We start from the raw sequence: 14,231 nt of genomic DNA on the forward strand, positions 1-14,231 counted from the left end.
GCCGTCGGCCGGTCCCCTCTTCATGTGTCGGTACCGTCCTAAGAAGCACTAATCTGCTCAAAATAGGACGAGCACGTCGAGTACCGATCATGTCCGGCAAGGCGGAGGAGCGGCAGCAGAAGATGAGCGATCCGACCACTCCCGGCACAGCGGACTTCTCCCTGACCCGCAAGGGATACGACGTCGACCAGGTCGAGCAGGCCATGACCCGGCTCACCGCCGAACGCGACGAGGCCTGGCAGCGCCTGGCCGCCCTCGGCGACGAGATGCGCGGGCTCGAACGCGTGCTGATGGACCTCCAGGAGACGCGGGCGGCGGCGGAGGCCGCCGTCCCGGACTTCCACGTGCTGAGCGCGCGCGCCGCCGGGCTGCTGGTCACGGCCCAGGAGGAGGCCGAGGCCGTGCGTACCGAGGCCGCGGCGGTCTCCAACCGCATCGACAGCGAGGCCCGTACCGAGGCCCGCCGCCTGCGCACCACGGCAGGCCAGTACGCCGACCAGCTACGCGCCGCAGCGGAGGAGTCGCACCGCCGTGAACTCGACCGCGCCCGCAACCAGGCCGAGGCGCAGCGCGGCGTGGCCGACCGCGAGAGCCGCACGCTCCGCGAGGAGGCGACTGTGTACGCGGAGGACCTGCGCGGTCGGGCGGAACAGGCTTCACGCGAGGCGCAGGCATGGCTGACCGGTCAGCAGCGGACCGCGGAGCAGGAGTTCACAGCGCACGACGCCAAAGTGGTGGCCTGGGAGGCGGAGGTGATCGCGATCGGCGAGCGGAAGCTCTCCGAGAGCGAGCGGCATCGCAAGGCCATGCAGGCCAAGGCCGAGGGGATCGAAGCCGACGCCGCGACCCAGGCGGAGCGCCGTGTCGAGGCGGCGCAGCGCGAGGCCGCGCGGATCGCGGAGCAGTCCGCCCGCGAGCAGCGGACGTTCGCGGAGCGGCGCGAGCACATCCAGTCCCAGTTGGATCACATCCGCGAGACGCTCGCCGCGCTGACCGGCTCCGTCGCCGCGGCGCCGGAGCCGACGGCGGAGGGCCGGGCAGAGGGTCAGGCAGCGGACCCGGGAGAGGACGAGGTCGAGGACGAGGTCGAGGACGAGGTCGAGGTCGACAGCGAGGCGAAGACGTCGGAGCTCCCGACTCTTCCCCAGGCTGTGGACAACAATCCGGACGCCCGCTAGTTGCCCCATCCAGGGGGTGTGCGGAACTGAGCGACGAGCCCGCGGCATGCGGGCGGTGCAGTGCAACTGAGCGCTCGGCCGCGGCGCGGCGTACGCTGGAGACCCCCGGGTTGCCTCGCAGTCCGGGTGTTTCGCGTTGTCTCTGGCTGAGAGAAGTAGATGAGCCTGACCGGCCTGCTCGACATCGTCGCCTCCGACCCGGCGCTCGCCGAGGCCGGGGAATCCGCACTCGCCGGGGATCGGCGGCACCTGGATCTGGTGGGACCGCCGGCCGCCCGGCCGTTCGCCATCGCCGCGCTCGCGCGCGCGCTCGCGGGGAAGGCGAGAGGGGAGCGGGGGCGTCCCGTCCTCGCGGTCACGGCCACCGGCCGTGAGGCCGAGGACCTGGCCGCCGCGCTCGGCTCCCTGCTGCCGCCCGACAGCGTCGCCGAGTTCCCCGCCTGGGAGACGCTCCCGCACGAGCGGCTCTCGCCGCGCTCCGACACGGTGGGCCGCCGCATCGCCGTGCTGCGGCGCATCGCGCACCCGTCCGCCGACGACGCGGCGGCCGGACCGCTGCAGGTGATCGTCGCGCCGGTGCGCAGCGTGCTGCAGCCGCAGGTCAAGGGTCTGGCCGAGCTGGAGCCGGTCAGCCTGAAGCAGCGGCAGGAGGTGGACCTCGACGACATCGTCGCGCGGCTCGCCGCCGCCGCGTACCAGCGTGTGGAGCTGGTCGAGAAGCGCGGCGAGTTCGCCGTGCGCGGCGGCATCCTCGACGTCTTCCCGCCCACCGAGGAGCACCCGCTGCGGGTGGAGTTCTGGGGCGACGAGGTCGAGGAGATCCGCTACTTCAAGGTCGCCGACCAGCGCTCGCTGGAGATCGCCCAGCACGGACTGTGGGCTCCCCCCTGCCGTGAGCTGCTGCTGACCGACGAGGTGCGCGCCCGCGCGGCCGACCTGGCACAGGAGCACCCGGAGCTCGCCGAGATCCTGGACAAGATCGCCCAGGGCATCGCCGTCGAGGGCATGGAGTCCCTCGCGCCGGTCCTGGTCGACGACATGGAACTGCTGATGGACGTGCTGCCGCTGGGCAGCGTCGCCGTCGTCTGCGACCCGGAGAGGGTCCGCACCCGGGCCGCCGATCTGGTCGCGACCAGCGCCGAGTTCCTGCAGGCGTCCTGGGTCGCCGCCGCGTCCGGCGGCAAGGCGCCGCTGGACGTGGGCGCGGCCTCGCTCTGGTCGCTCGCGGACGTGCGCGAGCACGCCGCGGAGATCAGCCTGCCCTGGTGGTCCGTCAGCCCGTTCGCCGCCGACGAGGAGGAGGCGACCGGGCCGGACGTGCTGCACCTGGGCATGCACCCGGTCGAGGCCTACCGCGGCGACACCGCCCGCGCCATCGCCGACTGCAAGGGCCGCCTGGCCGAGGGCTGGCGCGTGGTGCTGGTGACGGAGGGCCAGGGCCCGGCCTCGCGCATCGCCGAGATGCTGGGCAGCGAGGGCATCGGTGCCCGGCTCACCCCGGACCTGATCGCCGCTCCCGACGCCGACGTGATCCACGTCGCCTGTGGCGCGATCGAGAACGGGTTGGTCCACGAGGCCCTCAAGCTCTGCGTGATCACCGAGACCGACCTGTCCGGCCAGAAGTCCTCGACCAAGGACATGCGTCGGATGCCCTCGCGGCGCCGCAACGCCATCGACCCGCTCGCGCTCAAGGCCGGCGACTTCGTCGTCCACGAGGCGCACGGCGTGGGCCGCTACATCGAGATGGTGCAGCGCACCGTCCAGGGCGCGACCCGCGAGTACCTGGTGCTGGAGTACGCGCCCGCCAAGCGCGGCCAGCCCGGCGACCGGCTCTTCGTACCGACCGACCAGCTGGAGCAGGTCACCAAGTACGTCGGCGGCGAGGCCCCCACGCTGCACCGGCTCGGCGGCGCGGACTGGACCAAGACCAAGGCGCGCGCCAAGAAGGCGGTCAAGGAGATCGCCGCCGACCTGATCAAGCTCTACTCGGCGCGCATGGCCTCGCCCGGCCACGCCTTCGGCGCGGACACCCCGTGGCAGCGTGAGCTGGAGGACGCGTTCCCCTACGCGGAGACGCCCGACCAGCTCTCCACCATTGCCGAGGTCAAGGAGGACATGGAGAAGACGGTCCCGATGGACCGCCTGATCTGTGGCGACGTCGGCTACGGCAAGACCGAGATCGCGGTGCGGGCGGCGTTCAAGGCGGTGCAGGACGGCAAGCAGGTGGCCGTGCTGGTGCCGACGACGCTGCTGGTGCAGCAGCACTTCTCGACCTTCGCCGAGCGCTACGCGAACTTCCCCGTCGTGGTGAAGCCGCTGTCCCGGTTCCAGAGCGACTCCGAGGCGAAGGCGGTCCTGGAGGGCCTGCGTGAGGGCGGCGTCGACGTCGTCATCGGCACGCACCGGCTCTTCTCCAGCGAGACGAGGTTCAAGGACCTCGGGCTCGTCATCGTCGACGAGGAGCAGCGGTTCGGTGTCGAGCACAAGGAGCAGCTGAAGAAGCTGCGCGCCAACGTGGACGTGCTGACCATGTCGGCGACGCCGATCCCGCGCACCCTGGAGATGGCGGTCACCGGCATCCGCGAGATGTCCACGATCACCACCCCGCCGGAGGAACGGCACCCCGTGCTCACCTTCGTCGGCCCCTACGAGGAGAAGCAGATCGCGGCCGCGATCCGGCGCGAGCTGCTGCGCGAGGGTCAGGTCTTCTACATCCACAACCGTGTCGAGTCGATCGACAAGGCGGCGGCGAGGCTGAAGGAGCTCGTCCCCGAGGCGCGGGTCGCCACCGCACACGGGCAGATGGGCGAGCAGCAGTTGGAGAAGGTGGTCGTCGACTTCTGGGAGAAGGAGTTCGACGTGCTGGTCTCCACGACGATCGTGGAGTCGGGCATCGACATCTCCAACGCCAACACGCTCATCGTCGAGCGCGGCGACACCTTCGGCCTCTCCCAGCTGCACCAGCTGCGCGGGCGTGTCGGGCGTGGGCGTGAGCGCGGCTACGCGTACATGCTCTACCCGCCGGAGAAGCCGTTGACGGAGACCGCGCACGAGCGGCTCGCGACGATCGCCCAGCACACCGAGATGGGCGCCGGTATGTACGTCGCGATGAAGGACCTGGAGATCCGCGGCGCGGGCAACCTGCTCGGCGGCGAGCAGTCCGGCCACATCGCGGGCGTCGGCTTCGACCTCTACATGCGCATGGTCGGCGAGGCGGTCGCGGAGTTCCGCGAGATGCTGGAGAGCGGCGGTGCCGCTCCCGAGGAGGAGCCGCTCGAGGTCAAGATCGAGCTGCCGGTCGACGCGCACGTCCCGCACGACTACGCGCCCGGCGAGCGGCTGCGGCTCCAGGCCTACCGGTCGATCGCGGCGGTGAACTCCGAGGAGGACATCGCCCAGGTCCGGGCGGAGCTGACGGACCGGTACGGCAAGCTGCCGGAGCCGGTGGAGAACCTGCTGCTGGTCGCCGGCCTCCGGCTGTACGCGCGGCGTTGCGGGATCTCCGACATCACCCTGCAGGGGCAGTTCATCCGCTTCGGCCCGATGGAGCTGCGGGAGTCGCAGGAGCTGCGGCTGACCCGGTTGTACCCGCGCAGCCAGGTGAAGTCGGCGACGAAGCTGGTGCTCGTGCCGAGGCCGGCGACCGCGCGGATCGGTGGCAAGCCTGTGGTCGGGCGTGAACTGCTGAGCTGGTGCGTGGAGTTCCTGTCGGCGATGTTCAGCTGACCTCAGGGGCGCGAGGTTCTGCCTCGCGCCCCTGGAGGGTTCACACGTTCCACTGGCCGGTCTGGTCGGCCATGCCGCTGTCCAGGCCGAACTGGATCTGGGTGATCTTCACGCCGGACGGGACCTGAAAGGTGATGAAGCCCAGGCCCGTCGCCCCGGGGGCGAGGTTCACGACGGCCGGGAAGCTGGTGCCGGCCTTCGTGTCGCTGGCGACGTCCGCGTCGTAGGACTGGCCCTGGCTGTCGACCAGCTTGGCGCCGTTGGACGGCGAGTCGCTGTACGCCTTGCTGCCGGTGATCTTGATCCGGAACTGCACGGCGACGAAGCGCTTGCCCGAGTCCGGCGTGGTGAAATCGTCCGCGCCGGCCGGGTTGTCGACGATCTTCACGACGGTGAGGTCCGCCGAGGTGTCCATTCCCTTGAGCGAGATGGTGTCGCCGACCTTCGCCGTCTTCGAGGAGCTCTGACCGCCGGCGGCGGCCTTGGCCGATGAGGTCGTGGGCTTGGCGTCGGTCGAGACGGAGCTGCCGGTGGTCGGGTTGCACGCCGCGGTGCCGGCGATGAGAAGTGCGCCCACGGCGACGGCGAGAGCGGTGCGACGCGAGCGGTTGATGGTGCGCGACATGGCGAAACCCCCTGTGAGTCGATCCGTCCGGCGAGCCGCCGGGCTGATGGGTACACAGAACCACGATGCTGTGAACTGAGTCAACACAAAGCATCGAAAATCTGATGTTCACACTGTGAACCGATGTGTCCTTCCCCGCCGGTATGCTCCTGTGCACGCAGTCGGCACCGGAAGGGGAGCAACCGATGACCGAGCAGTCGAACCAGATCACCGCCGCCGAGATCGCCCGCCTCGCGGGCGTCGGCCGCGCCGCCGTGAGCAACTGGCGTCGCCGCCACGCCGACTTCCCGAAGCCGGTGGGCGGCACCGAGACCAGCCCCGCGTTCGCCCTCGCGGATGTCGAGCGATGGCTGCGCGGCCAGGGGAAACTCAGTGAAGTCCCGCTACGTGAACGGGTCTGGCAACAGGTGGCCGCGCAACCCGAGGGCGTCGTGCCGACGCTAGTCCGGATCGGAGGCGTGCTGCTTCTCGTCCGCGACCACCCCGACCTCGGCGCGGGTCTGACCGACCAGCCGGACGCCGAACTCGCCGAACTGCTGCCCGGACTGCTCGACCACGCCCTCGACTACCGCCTCGGCCAGGACCGACCGGTTCACACCCCGAGCGGTAGTGAACTGCTTCCGCTCCTGCCCTTGCTGCGGGCCGTCGTCGAGCTCGCGGCCGACCTCGGCGCCCGGCAGACGTACGAGTTCCTTCTCGGCCGCTACCTCGACGCCAACCCGCGTCTGTTCACACTCACCCCGCCCGGCCTCGCCGAGCTGATGACGGATCTGGCCGGCATCAGCGCCGGAATCGGTACACAGCCCGGGCGCGAGCTGACCGTCCTCGATCCGGCCGTCGGCACCGGCGGACTGCTCCGGGCCGCCACCTTCCCGCCGTCCCGCCCCGCCGCGCTCCACGCCGTCGACATCGACCCGGGCCAGGTGGCCCTGGCGGCGCTCCGGCTCGCGCTGGAGTCGGACGCGGAGGTCCGGGCCGCCGCGGCCGACGGGCTGCGCGCCGATCCCTTCCCCGGGCTGCGCGCCGACGCGGTGCTGTGCCACCCGCCCTTCAATGAGCGGGACTGGGGTTACGACGAGCTCTCCTACGACGCCCGCTGGGAGTACGGACTGCCGCCACGGGTCGAGTCCGAACTCGCCTGGGTCCAGTACGCCCTGGCCAGGCTGCGCGAGGGCGGAACCGCCGTCCTGCTGCTGCCGCCCGCTGTCGCCTCCCGGCGCTCCGGCCGCCGGATCCGCGCCGAGCTGCTGCGGCGCGGCGCGCTGCGCGCGGTTGTCGCGCTTCCGGCCGGCGCCGCTCCGCCGCAGAGCGTGCCGCTGCACCTGTGGGTACTTCGTCGTCCCGGCGCCGACGCGCTCGGTGCGGGCGCGGCCGGGCCGGAGCTGCTGCTGGTCGACGCCTCCGCGCTCCCCGCCGTCGGCGCCGGCGACCGGGTGGACTGGCCGCTGCTGCGGACCGCCGTGCTGCACGCCTGGGACCGCTTCGAGCACGGTCGTCCGGCGCAGGCACCCGCCCGCGAGGGCGTGGTGCGGGCCGTCCCGGTGCTCGAACTGCTCGACGACGACGTGGATCTGACTCCTGCCCGGCACCTCCCCTCCGGGGCGGCCGGTGCGAGCGGCTTGGCCGAGTTGGGCGACATCCACCGGCGTCTGTCCGAAACGCTGCGCCGCACCACCGAGTTGACGCCCGTCGCGCCGCCGGCGGAGCCGCTCGGCCCGGCCGGCGGCCCGCGCTGGACCAGTACCACGGTGGGCGAACTCGCCCGCACGGGAGCACTCGTGCTCCGGTCCGGCGGTGTCGGGGCCGTCGGCGAGCAGGTGCGGGTCCTCACCGACCAGGACGTGCTGGCCGGGACCGGCCCGACCGGTGCGGCCGGACTGCTCAGCGGCGACCTCGACGAGGAACCGGTGCTGCTGCGCGAGGGCGACGTGGTGGTGCCGGTGCTCGGCGGCGGCAGCGTCGCCCGGGTCGTCGGCACGGACACCGCCGGTGCGGCTCTCGGTCGCAACCTCCAGGTGCTTCGGCCGGAGCCCGCCGCGTTGGACCCGTGGTTCCTGGCCGGCTTCCTGCGCGGCAGTGCCAACGCCCGCCAGGCCAGCAGCTACGCCTCCACGGCGGCCCGCCTGGACGTGCGTCGGCTGCAGTTGCCGCGTCTCCCGCTGTCCGAACAGCACCGCTATGGCGCCTCGTTCCGCGACCTCGCGGCGTTCGAGGAGGCGCTGCTGCGGGCGGGACGCCTCGGCGACCGCCTCGTCCGCGGCCTCCACGACGCCTTGACGGACGGGGCGTTGCCGCCGGCGACCGGTGTCGACTGAGCTGTACGAATCGAACGCGTCCGTCCGCGCCTGTCGCTACGCTCTGACGGTCGAACAGTCGAACACAGCACGTTCACCAGGAGCGCACATGTACGGCCCGCCGCCGCCCGTCATGAGCCCCGCACCGCCCGCGAGGAGCGTGGGCGTCCTGCGGGTCGGCCTGTGGGTGCTGGTGGCGGTGGCGCTCGTCGGCGGGGTGGGGATCTTCGCCTTCATCCCGCTGACGGTCCTCGCTGCGCGCAGCCGCGGCACCCGTGACCTGGTGCTGGTCGTCGCCTCGTTCGTCTTCTCCGTGGTCTCGATCCTCGTCACCGCGCTGCAGCACGACCCGAACCACCCGACGCTCGGCTACGAGCTGGTGGCCCTGGCGATGCTGCTGCACGGGATCGTCGCGACGATCTGGTTCGTCGTCAGCGACCTGCGGCACCTGCGGCACCTGCGGGCCCTGCGGCAGGTGCCGCCGTTCCCCTCACCCTTCGCACCGCCCGTCCCGCCGCCGTACGCACCGTCCTTCGCGCCCCCGCCCGTGCAGCAGGACCGGCTCGGGCAGGTGCGCGCGGAGTTGGACGAGCTCAGTGACTACCTGCGGCGGGAGCAGGGCCGTTGAACGGTCGGGTCATCGCCGAGCGGTACACCATCGGTTCGCTGATCAGCCAGGGCGGCATGGGCCAGGTCTGGAAGGCGTACGACGAGCGGCTGGGCCGCCCCGTCGCGGTCAAGCTGCTGCGTCCCGACCGTCTCCACGGCGACGGCGCGGAGGAGCTGCGCCGCCGTTTCCTGCGCGAGGCGCGGGTGACCGCCCGGGTGGACCACGCGGGGCTGGTGACCGTGCACGACCTCGGCAGCGACGGCGAGGACCTCTACCTCGTCATGCAGTACCTCGACGGCGCCGACCTCGCCGACCACCTCGCCGAGAACGACCCCTACCCCTGGCCGTGGGCCGTCGCCGTCGGCGCACAGCTCTGCGCCATCCTTGCCGCCGTGCACGCGGTGCCGGTCGTGCACCGCGATCTCAAGCCGCGCAACGTCGTCGTCCGCCCCGACGGCACCCTCACCGTTCTCGACCTGGGCATCGCCTCCGTGCTGGGCTCGGACACCACCCGGCTCACCCGCACCGGCGCGGCCGTCGGCAGCCCCGCCTACATGGCGCCCGAACAGGCCCTGGGCGGCGTGGTCGGGCCGCGCACCGACCTCTACGCCCTCGGCGTCGTGCTGCACGAACTCCTGAGCGGCAGCGTTCCGTTCACGGCGCCCACGGATGTGGGCGTGCTGCACCGGCATCTCTACGATCCGCCGCAGCCTCTGCGTGAACTGCGCCCCGAGGTGCCGCCGCGGCTGGAGGCCCTGGTGCTGCGGCTGCTGCAGAAGGACCAGGCCGACCGGCCGTCCGGTGCGGCGGAGGTGCACCGCGAGCTGGTCGGGCTGCTGCCGCAGCCCGGGGCGGTGGCCGGGCGGCCCGCCGCGCAGTTCGACCCGATCCGCCCGTTCCTGCGGCCCTGCTCGCCGTGGCCGGAGGGCGACGAGGGACCCGGCGGTCCCGGCGCAGCCGCTGCGCAGGCGGTCCCGTCCCTGCCCCCGTCCGGCCTGGACGTGGCCGAGGCGGTCGACCGGGTCAAACGGTTGCTCGACGAGGGCCGGGCCACGCAGGCGGTCGACGTCCTCGGCGGCCTGCTGCCCGTCGTCGCCGCACAGCAGGGCGAGGGCTCGCCGGTCTCGCGGGTGCTGCGCAAGCAGTACGCGCAGACGCTGCTCGGCGTCGGCGAGTACGCCCGCGCCCTGCCTGAGCTCCACCGGCTGGCCGCGGACCGGGCCCACGAGGCGGGTCCGGCGGATCCGCAGGCCCTGCAGTACCGGTACGAGGCCGCGCAGTGCCTCGAACAGCTCGGTGAGTACGCGGAGGCACTCGGGGAGTACCGCGCGGTCCTCGCCTACGCCGAGAACCCCTACGCCGGGATGGATCCGCGCCAGGGCCTGGAGATCCGGCGCCGTGAGGCCCAGATGCGCCTCGCCCTGGGCGACCGCGCGGGTGCCCGTGCCGCGCTCGCGGCGCTGCTGACCGACGCGGAACGCGCACACGGCCTCGGCCACCCGTTCACAGCGGAGATCCGCGGGACGCTGTCCCGCCTGTGAACCGTTCCTGCCGTTCCTGCCTTTCCTGCGGTTCGTGCCGTTCCTGGCGTTCCCGCAGTTCCCCGCGCCCCGGGAGGGCGCGTCGGACCGGATAGGCTCGATGTATGTTGCTCGGACTCCTCATGGCCCTGCTGGCCGCGCTCTGTTTCGGTTCGGCCATGGTTCTCCAGGCCCTGGGGGCGCAGGCGCACTCCCCGTCCGAGGCGGGCGGCGGGCTGCTGGGCACCGTGCGGGCAATGGTCAACGTGCCGTTCGTCTGCGGGCTGGTGCTCGACCTGTTCGGCTTCGTGGCCCAGCTGATCGCGCTGCGGTCGCTGCCGCTCTACGTCGTGCAGGCGGCACTCGCCGGTGCGCTCGCCGTGACGGCGGTGCTCGGCGCGGCCGTGCTGAAGCTGCGCCTCGGGCGAGCCGAGTGGCTCGGGGTCGCCGGAGTCTGTGTCGGCCTCGCGCTGCTCGGGGCAACGGCGGGCAAGGAGGGCGAGAAGCACCCCGGTATGCCGATGCACTGGATCATGCTGGCTTCGGTGGTGGTGATCGCGGTCCTCGGTGCGGTGGCCTGGCGGCTGAAGGAACCCGTCCGGGCGGCGACCATGGGTGCGCTCTGCGGTCTCGGCTTCGGCGTGGTCGGCCTCTCGGTTCGGCTGCTGCCGGCCGTGCACGGCATGGACCTGGTTCCGCTGCTGAAGGATCCGGCCACCTACGCGCTGCTCGGTGGCGGCGCGGTCGCGTTCGTCTTCATGACGGAGGGTGTCCGCGGCGGCAAGGTGACCACCGCGACGGCCGCGATGGTGCTGGGGGAGACCGCGCTGCCGGCTCTGCTCGGCGTGATCCTGCTCGGTGACCGGACCCGTCCGGGGCTGCTCTGGTTGGCGCTGCTGGGGTTCGCGATCGCGGTGGCCGGCGCGCTGGCCCTGGCCAGGTTCGGCGAGGTCGCCCCGGTCGAGGGCCACGGTCCGGCGACGGCGACCGAGGCGGCCGTCGACGCGGCGGAGCAGCCGGAGCACCAGCGGCGCTGAGCGAGATCGCCGCGACTGCGGCAACCCGGTGGTCTTCCCACGACCCTCTGGTGCGGGCGGCCCCCGCGTGGGACGGTGATCTGCGGCACACGCATCGGACGGACCGTCAGTCGCAGGAGGCCCAGTGAACCGCACCCGTACCGCCCTGTTCGCGTTGCTCGCCGCGCTGACCGTGCCGGGGCTGGCCGCCTGTTCCGGCGGCAGCGGCGGGGGCACGGTGCACACCGGCTCGGCGGCGGTGCTGGGCGGGCAGCGGATCACCATCGCCACGGTCGAGGACCAGGTCACGGCGTTCCGTGCGGCCGCGCCGGCGCAGGGCGGCGGCACCGGCACCGCCAAGACCTACGGGCAGGACTCGCCGGGCGAGCCCGCGAACGTCCTCGGCTTCCTCATCCAGGCGCAGCTCGTGCAGTCCGCGCTGGACCAGAAGCGCATCAACGTCTCCGCGACCGACGTGTCCGGGGTCGAGGGTCCGTTCCTCGCCCAGGCAGGCAGCCAGGACCGCCTCGCGGCCCAGTTCGTGAACCAGGTCGGTCTGCCGCCGCAGGACCTGGAGCCCTTCTTCCGCTGGCGCGCGGGTGTGCTGGCCCTGCTGCGTCAGGCCGGTGTCAGCACGACCGACCCGAACGCCAACGCCAAGCTGAACGACCTGCTGCGGCCGGTGGCGGCGGGCCTCGGGATCTCGGTCAACCCGCGCTACGGCAGCTGGGACACGGCCAACCTGACCCTGGGCGGTGCGTCCCAGCCGTGGATCAAGCAGGTGTCGCAGGACAACGCGGGGTAGGTTGCGTGTGTGTCCCAGGAACAGACTGCATCCTCCTCCTCCGCCCCCGGTCGGCTGGTGCTGCTGAGCACCACGCACCGTGTTGCCCCGGGTCTGCTGTCCGGCCCGGCCTGGCAGACCCTGCACACGGCCGACCGGATCCTGGCCGGTGACCCGGCGCACCCGTTGCTCGCTCCGCTGGAGCGCAGCGGGGTCGGGGTGGAGGTGCTGGACGTGCCCTCCTACGCCCGGGCCCGGACCCTCGCCGAGGCGGCGGCGGACACGGTGGTGGTCTGGCTGGTCGGCCCCGACGGCGACCCCGGGCTCACCGACGCGCTGGCGCGCTTCGCGGTCGAGGGCGCGGAGACGCCGGGTGTGGTGGTGCCGGAGCTGGAACTGCTGCCCGGCTCCTACGATCTGCCCGGTGCACGTCTGCTGGACCTGGTCGCCGTGATGGACCGGCTCCGCTCGCCCGGCGGCTGCCCGTGGGACGCGGAGCAGACCCACGAGTCGCTGGTGAAGTACCTCGTCGAGGAGAGCTTCGAGCTCGTCGAGGCGATCGAGGAGAACGACCGCGCGATGCTCCGCGAGGAGCTCGGCGACGTGCTGCTGCAGGTCTTCTTCCACTCGCGCATCGCGCAGGAGCACCCCACCGACCCCTTCTCGATCGACGAGGTGGCCGGGGACATCGTCGACAAGCTGATCTACCGTCACCCCCACGTCTTCGCGGACCGGGACGCCGACACGGCCGAGCAGGTCGAGGCGAACTGGGAGGAGCTGAAGGCGGCGGAGAAGCAGCGCGAGTCCGCGACGGACGGCGTGCCGATGGGCCAGCCCGCGCTGGCGCTGGCGGCGAAGCTGCACGCGCGCGCCGGCAAGGCGGGCGTGCGCGTCGAGCCGGCGGCCGCCGGGGAGTCGGATTTCGGGGCCCGGCTGCTGCGCCTCGCCGTCGAGGCGCAGGACGCCGGGGTGGACCCGGAGGCCGCGCTGCGCGAGGCCGCCCGCGCCTACCGCGACGCGATCCGGGCGGCGGAGGGCGTCGGAACGACGGACGGGGTCGTGGCAGTGGACGGAGGCGCGACGGCGGAGACCGACGACGCGGGCCGCACCGAGCGGGACGGCTGATGCGGCTCCAGCGCGAGCACCCCTGGCCGCGGACGGAGGCCGAGGCGCTGGCTGTACAGGAGGAGCTGCGTCCGCTGGTGCGGCTCGTGCCGCTGCCGCGCCCGCCGAGGCTGATCGCGGGGCTCGACGTGGCGTATGCGGGCGCCCACGGTGCGGCGGACGACCGGGTCGCGGCGGCCGTCGTCGTGCTCGACGCGGCAACCCTGGAGCCGGTGGAGCGGGCGACTGCCGTGGGCACCGCCGGATTCCCTTACGTGCCGGGCCTTTTCGCGTTCCGCGAGCTCCCGGTGCTGGTCCGGGCGCTGGAGCGGCTCAGCTCCGTTCCCGACGTGCTGCTCTGCGACGGCCAGGGTCTCGCGCATCCGCGCCGGTTCGGGCTGGCCTGCCACCTCGGCGTGCTGACCGGAGTGCCGACGCTCGGCGTCGCGAAGACCCCGCTGCTGGGGGAGTGGACCGAGCCCGGACCCGAGCGGGGTGCCACGGCGGACGTCCACGACCGCGGCGAGACGGTCGCCCGTGTGCTGCGGACGCAGACCGGGGTGAAGCCGGTGACGGTCTCGGCGGGCCATCTGATCGACCTGGACGACGCCACGGCTGTCGTCCTGGACGCCGCGCGGCGCTACCGGCTGCCGGAGACGACCCGGCTGGCCGACCGGCTCTGCCGGGACGTGGCGCAGGGTGAGGGCGTCGGCACGCCGACGGGCGTCAGCACACCCACCGGCGTCAGCTTCCCGCCAGGATCGTGACGACGGCGGCGATCAGGGTGAGCACGGCGAGCAGCATCAGCAGCGGGAACCCCAGCAAACCGGTGTAGGCGAGCGCCAGCCACGGCTGGCGCCGGTACAGCCCCCTGCTGCCCATGCGTTTGCGGGGCGCGTCGCCGATCACGGTCAGCGCGCCGAGGCCCAGGCCGAGCAGGCCCAGGCAGCCGGCCAGGTCGAACATGACGTGGGAGGGTCGCTGGACGGCGTAGCCGCCGCCCGGCTCGAGGGTGACGTCGAGGGGGTGACCCATGGCGGCGGGTGTGCCGACCAGCATCTGGTCGTGCAGGACGGTGGCGCCGTCCTTCGAGGTGAAGGTGCCGTCGCAGGAGCGGTAGGTGCTGCCGCGGCCGCCGTGCGAGGTCCAGCAGTGGGTGGCGGTGTAGGTGCCCGGCCGGCCCGCGAGTCCGGCGTCGTAGGCGGCCTGGTCACCCGGCCAGAGGACGATCGCCGCGGCGGTCAGCGCGAGGGCCGCCAGCGCCAGCAGGAGGGAGCCGACCGCGCCCCGGCGGGAGGGCGGTGCGGCGTCGGTCGGCTGACGGTGCCTCGGCCTCCCGGCCGTGTCCAGCTCACCCGATCGGCTGTTCCTCAC

The 14,231-nt window shown here is 72.9% G+C and carries 11 protein-coding genes; 9 read left to right on the forward strand and 2 right to left on the reverse strand.

The window, feature by feature from the left end; all coding sequences use genetic code 11:
• Window positions 1-89 precede the first annotated feature (89 nt).
• Complete coding sequence (locus BMY61_RS01130) at window positions 90-1,178, forward strand: coiled-coil domain-containing protein (RefSeq protein ID WP_042442120.1); 1,089 nt, start codon at window positions 90-92, stop codon at window positions 1,176-1,178.
• Between the two features lie 159 nt (window positions 1,179-1,337).
• Window positions 1,338-4,904, forward strand: coding sequence for a transcription-repair coupling factor (gene mfd / locus BMY61_RS01135; RefSeq protein ID WP_042442121.1), 3,567 nt, complete (start codon window positions 1,338-1,340; stop codon window positions 4,902-4,904).
• 40 nt (window positions 4,905-4,944) lie between these two features.
• Here mfd and BMY61_RS01140 read toward each other — a convergent pair whose 3' ends face one another.
• A complete protein-coding gene (locus BMY61_RS01140) occupies window positions 4,945-5,529 on the reverse strand; it encodes a DUF4352 domain-containing protein (RefSeq protein ID WP_042442122.1) in 585 nt (194 codons plus the stop codon).
• A 185-nt stretch (window positions 5,530-5,714) separates the two neighbouring features.
• Between BMY61_RS01140 and BMY61_RS01145 the strand changes: the two genes are divergently transcribed.
• From BMY61_RS01145 to BMY61_RS01175, 7 genes are all read left to right on the forward strand, one after another.
• Window positions 5,715-7,844, forward strand: coding sequence for an N-6 DNA methylase (locus tag BMY61_RS01145; protein ID WP_152629221.1), 2,130 nt, complete (start codon window positions 5,715-5,717; stop codon window positions 7,842-7,844).
• Window positions 7,845-7,932: 88 nt separating this feature from the next.
• Window positions 7,933-8,451, forward strand: a complete 519-nt coding sequence (locus BMY61_RS01150) for a hypothetical protein (RefSeq protein ID WP_042442123.1) — start codon at window positions 7,933-7,935, stop codon at window positions 8,449-8,451.
• Window positions 8,448-9,974, forward strand: coding sequence for a serine/threonine-protein kinase (locus tag BMY61_RS01155; RefSeq protein ID WP_042442124.1), 1,527 nt, complete (start codon window positions 8,448-8,450; stop codon window positions 9,972-9,974). Before BMY61_RS01150 ends, BMY61_RS01155 begins: the two co-directional genes overlap by 4 nt.
• A gap of 104 nt (window positions 9,975-10,078) precedes the next feature.
• Window positions 10,079-10,990 (forward strand): DMT family protein, encoded by a 912-nt coding sequence (locus BMY61_RS01160; protein ID WP_042442125.1) that lies wholly within the window; start codon window positions 10,079-10,081, stop codon window positions 10,988-10,990.
• 124 nt (window positions 10,991-11,114) lie between these two features.
• On the forward strand, window positions 11,115-11,774 hold the full coding sequence (locus tag BMY61_RS01165; RefSeq protein WP_042442126.1) for a SurA N-terminal domain-containing protein: 660 nt from the start codon (window positions 11,115-11,117) through the stop codon (window positions 11,772-11,774).
• Between the two features lie 9 nt (window positions 11,775-11,783).
• A complete protein-coding gene (locus BMY61_RS01170) occupies window positions 11,784-12,878 on the forward strand; it encodes a nucleoside triphosphate pyrophosphohydrolase (RefSeq protein ID WP_063773162.1) in 1,095 nt (364 codons plus the stop codon).
• A complete protein-coding gene (locus BMY61_RS01175) occupies window positions 12,878-13,624 on the forward strand; it encodes an endonuclease V (protein ID WP_063773163.1) in 747 nt (248 codons plus the stop codon). Before BMY61_RS01170 ends, BMY61_RS01175 begins: the two co-directional genes overlap by 1 nt.
• Here the strand turns inward: BMY61_RS01175 and BMY61_RS45805 are convergent.
• Entirely contained in the window at window positions 13,602-14,231 is a 630-nt protein-coding gene (locus tag BMY61_RS45805) for a hypothetical protein (protein WP_042442127.1), read from the reverse strand. The genes BMY61_RS01175 and BMY61_RS45805 overlap by 23 nt on opposite strands.

Origin of the sequence: Streptacidiphilus jiangxiensis (assembly GCF_900109465.1) — a bacterium.
Taxonomy (GTDB): Bacteria; Actinomycetota; Actinomycetes; order Streptomycetales; family Streptomycetaceae; genus Streptacidiphilus; species Streptacidiphilus jiangxiensis.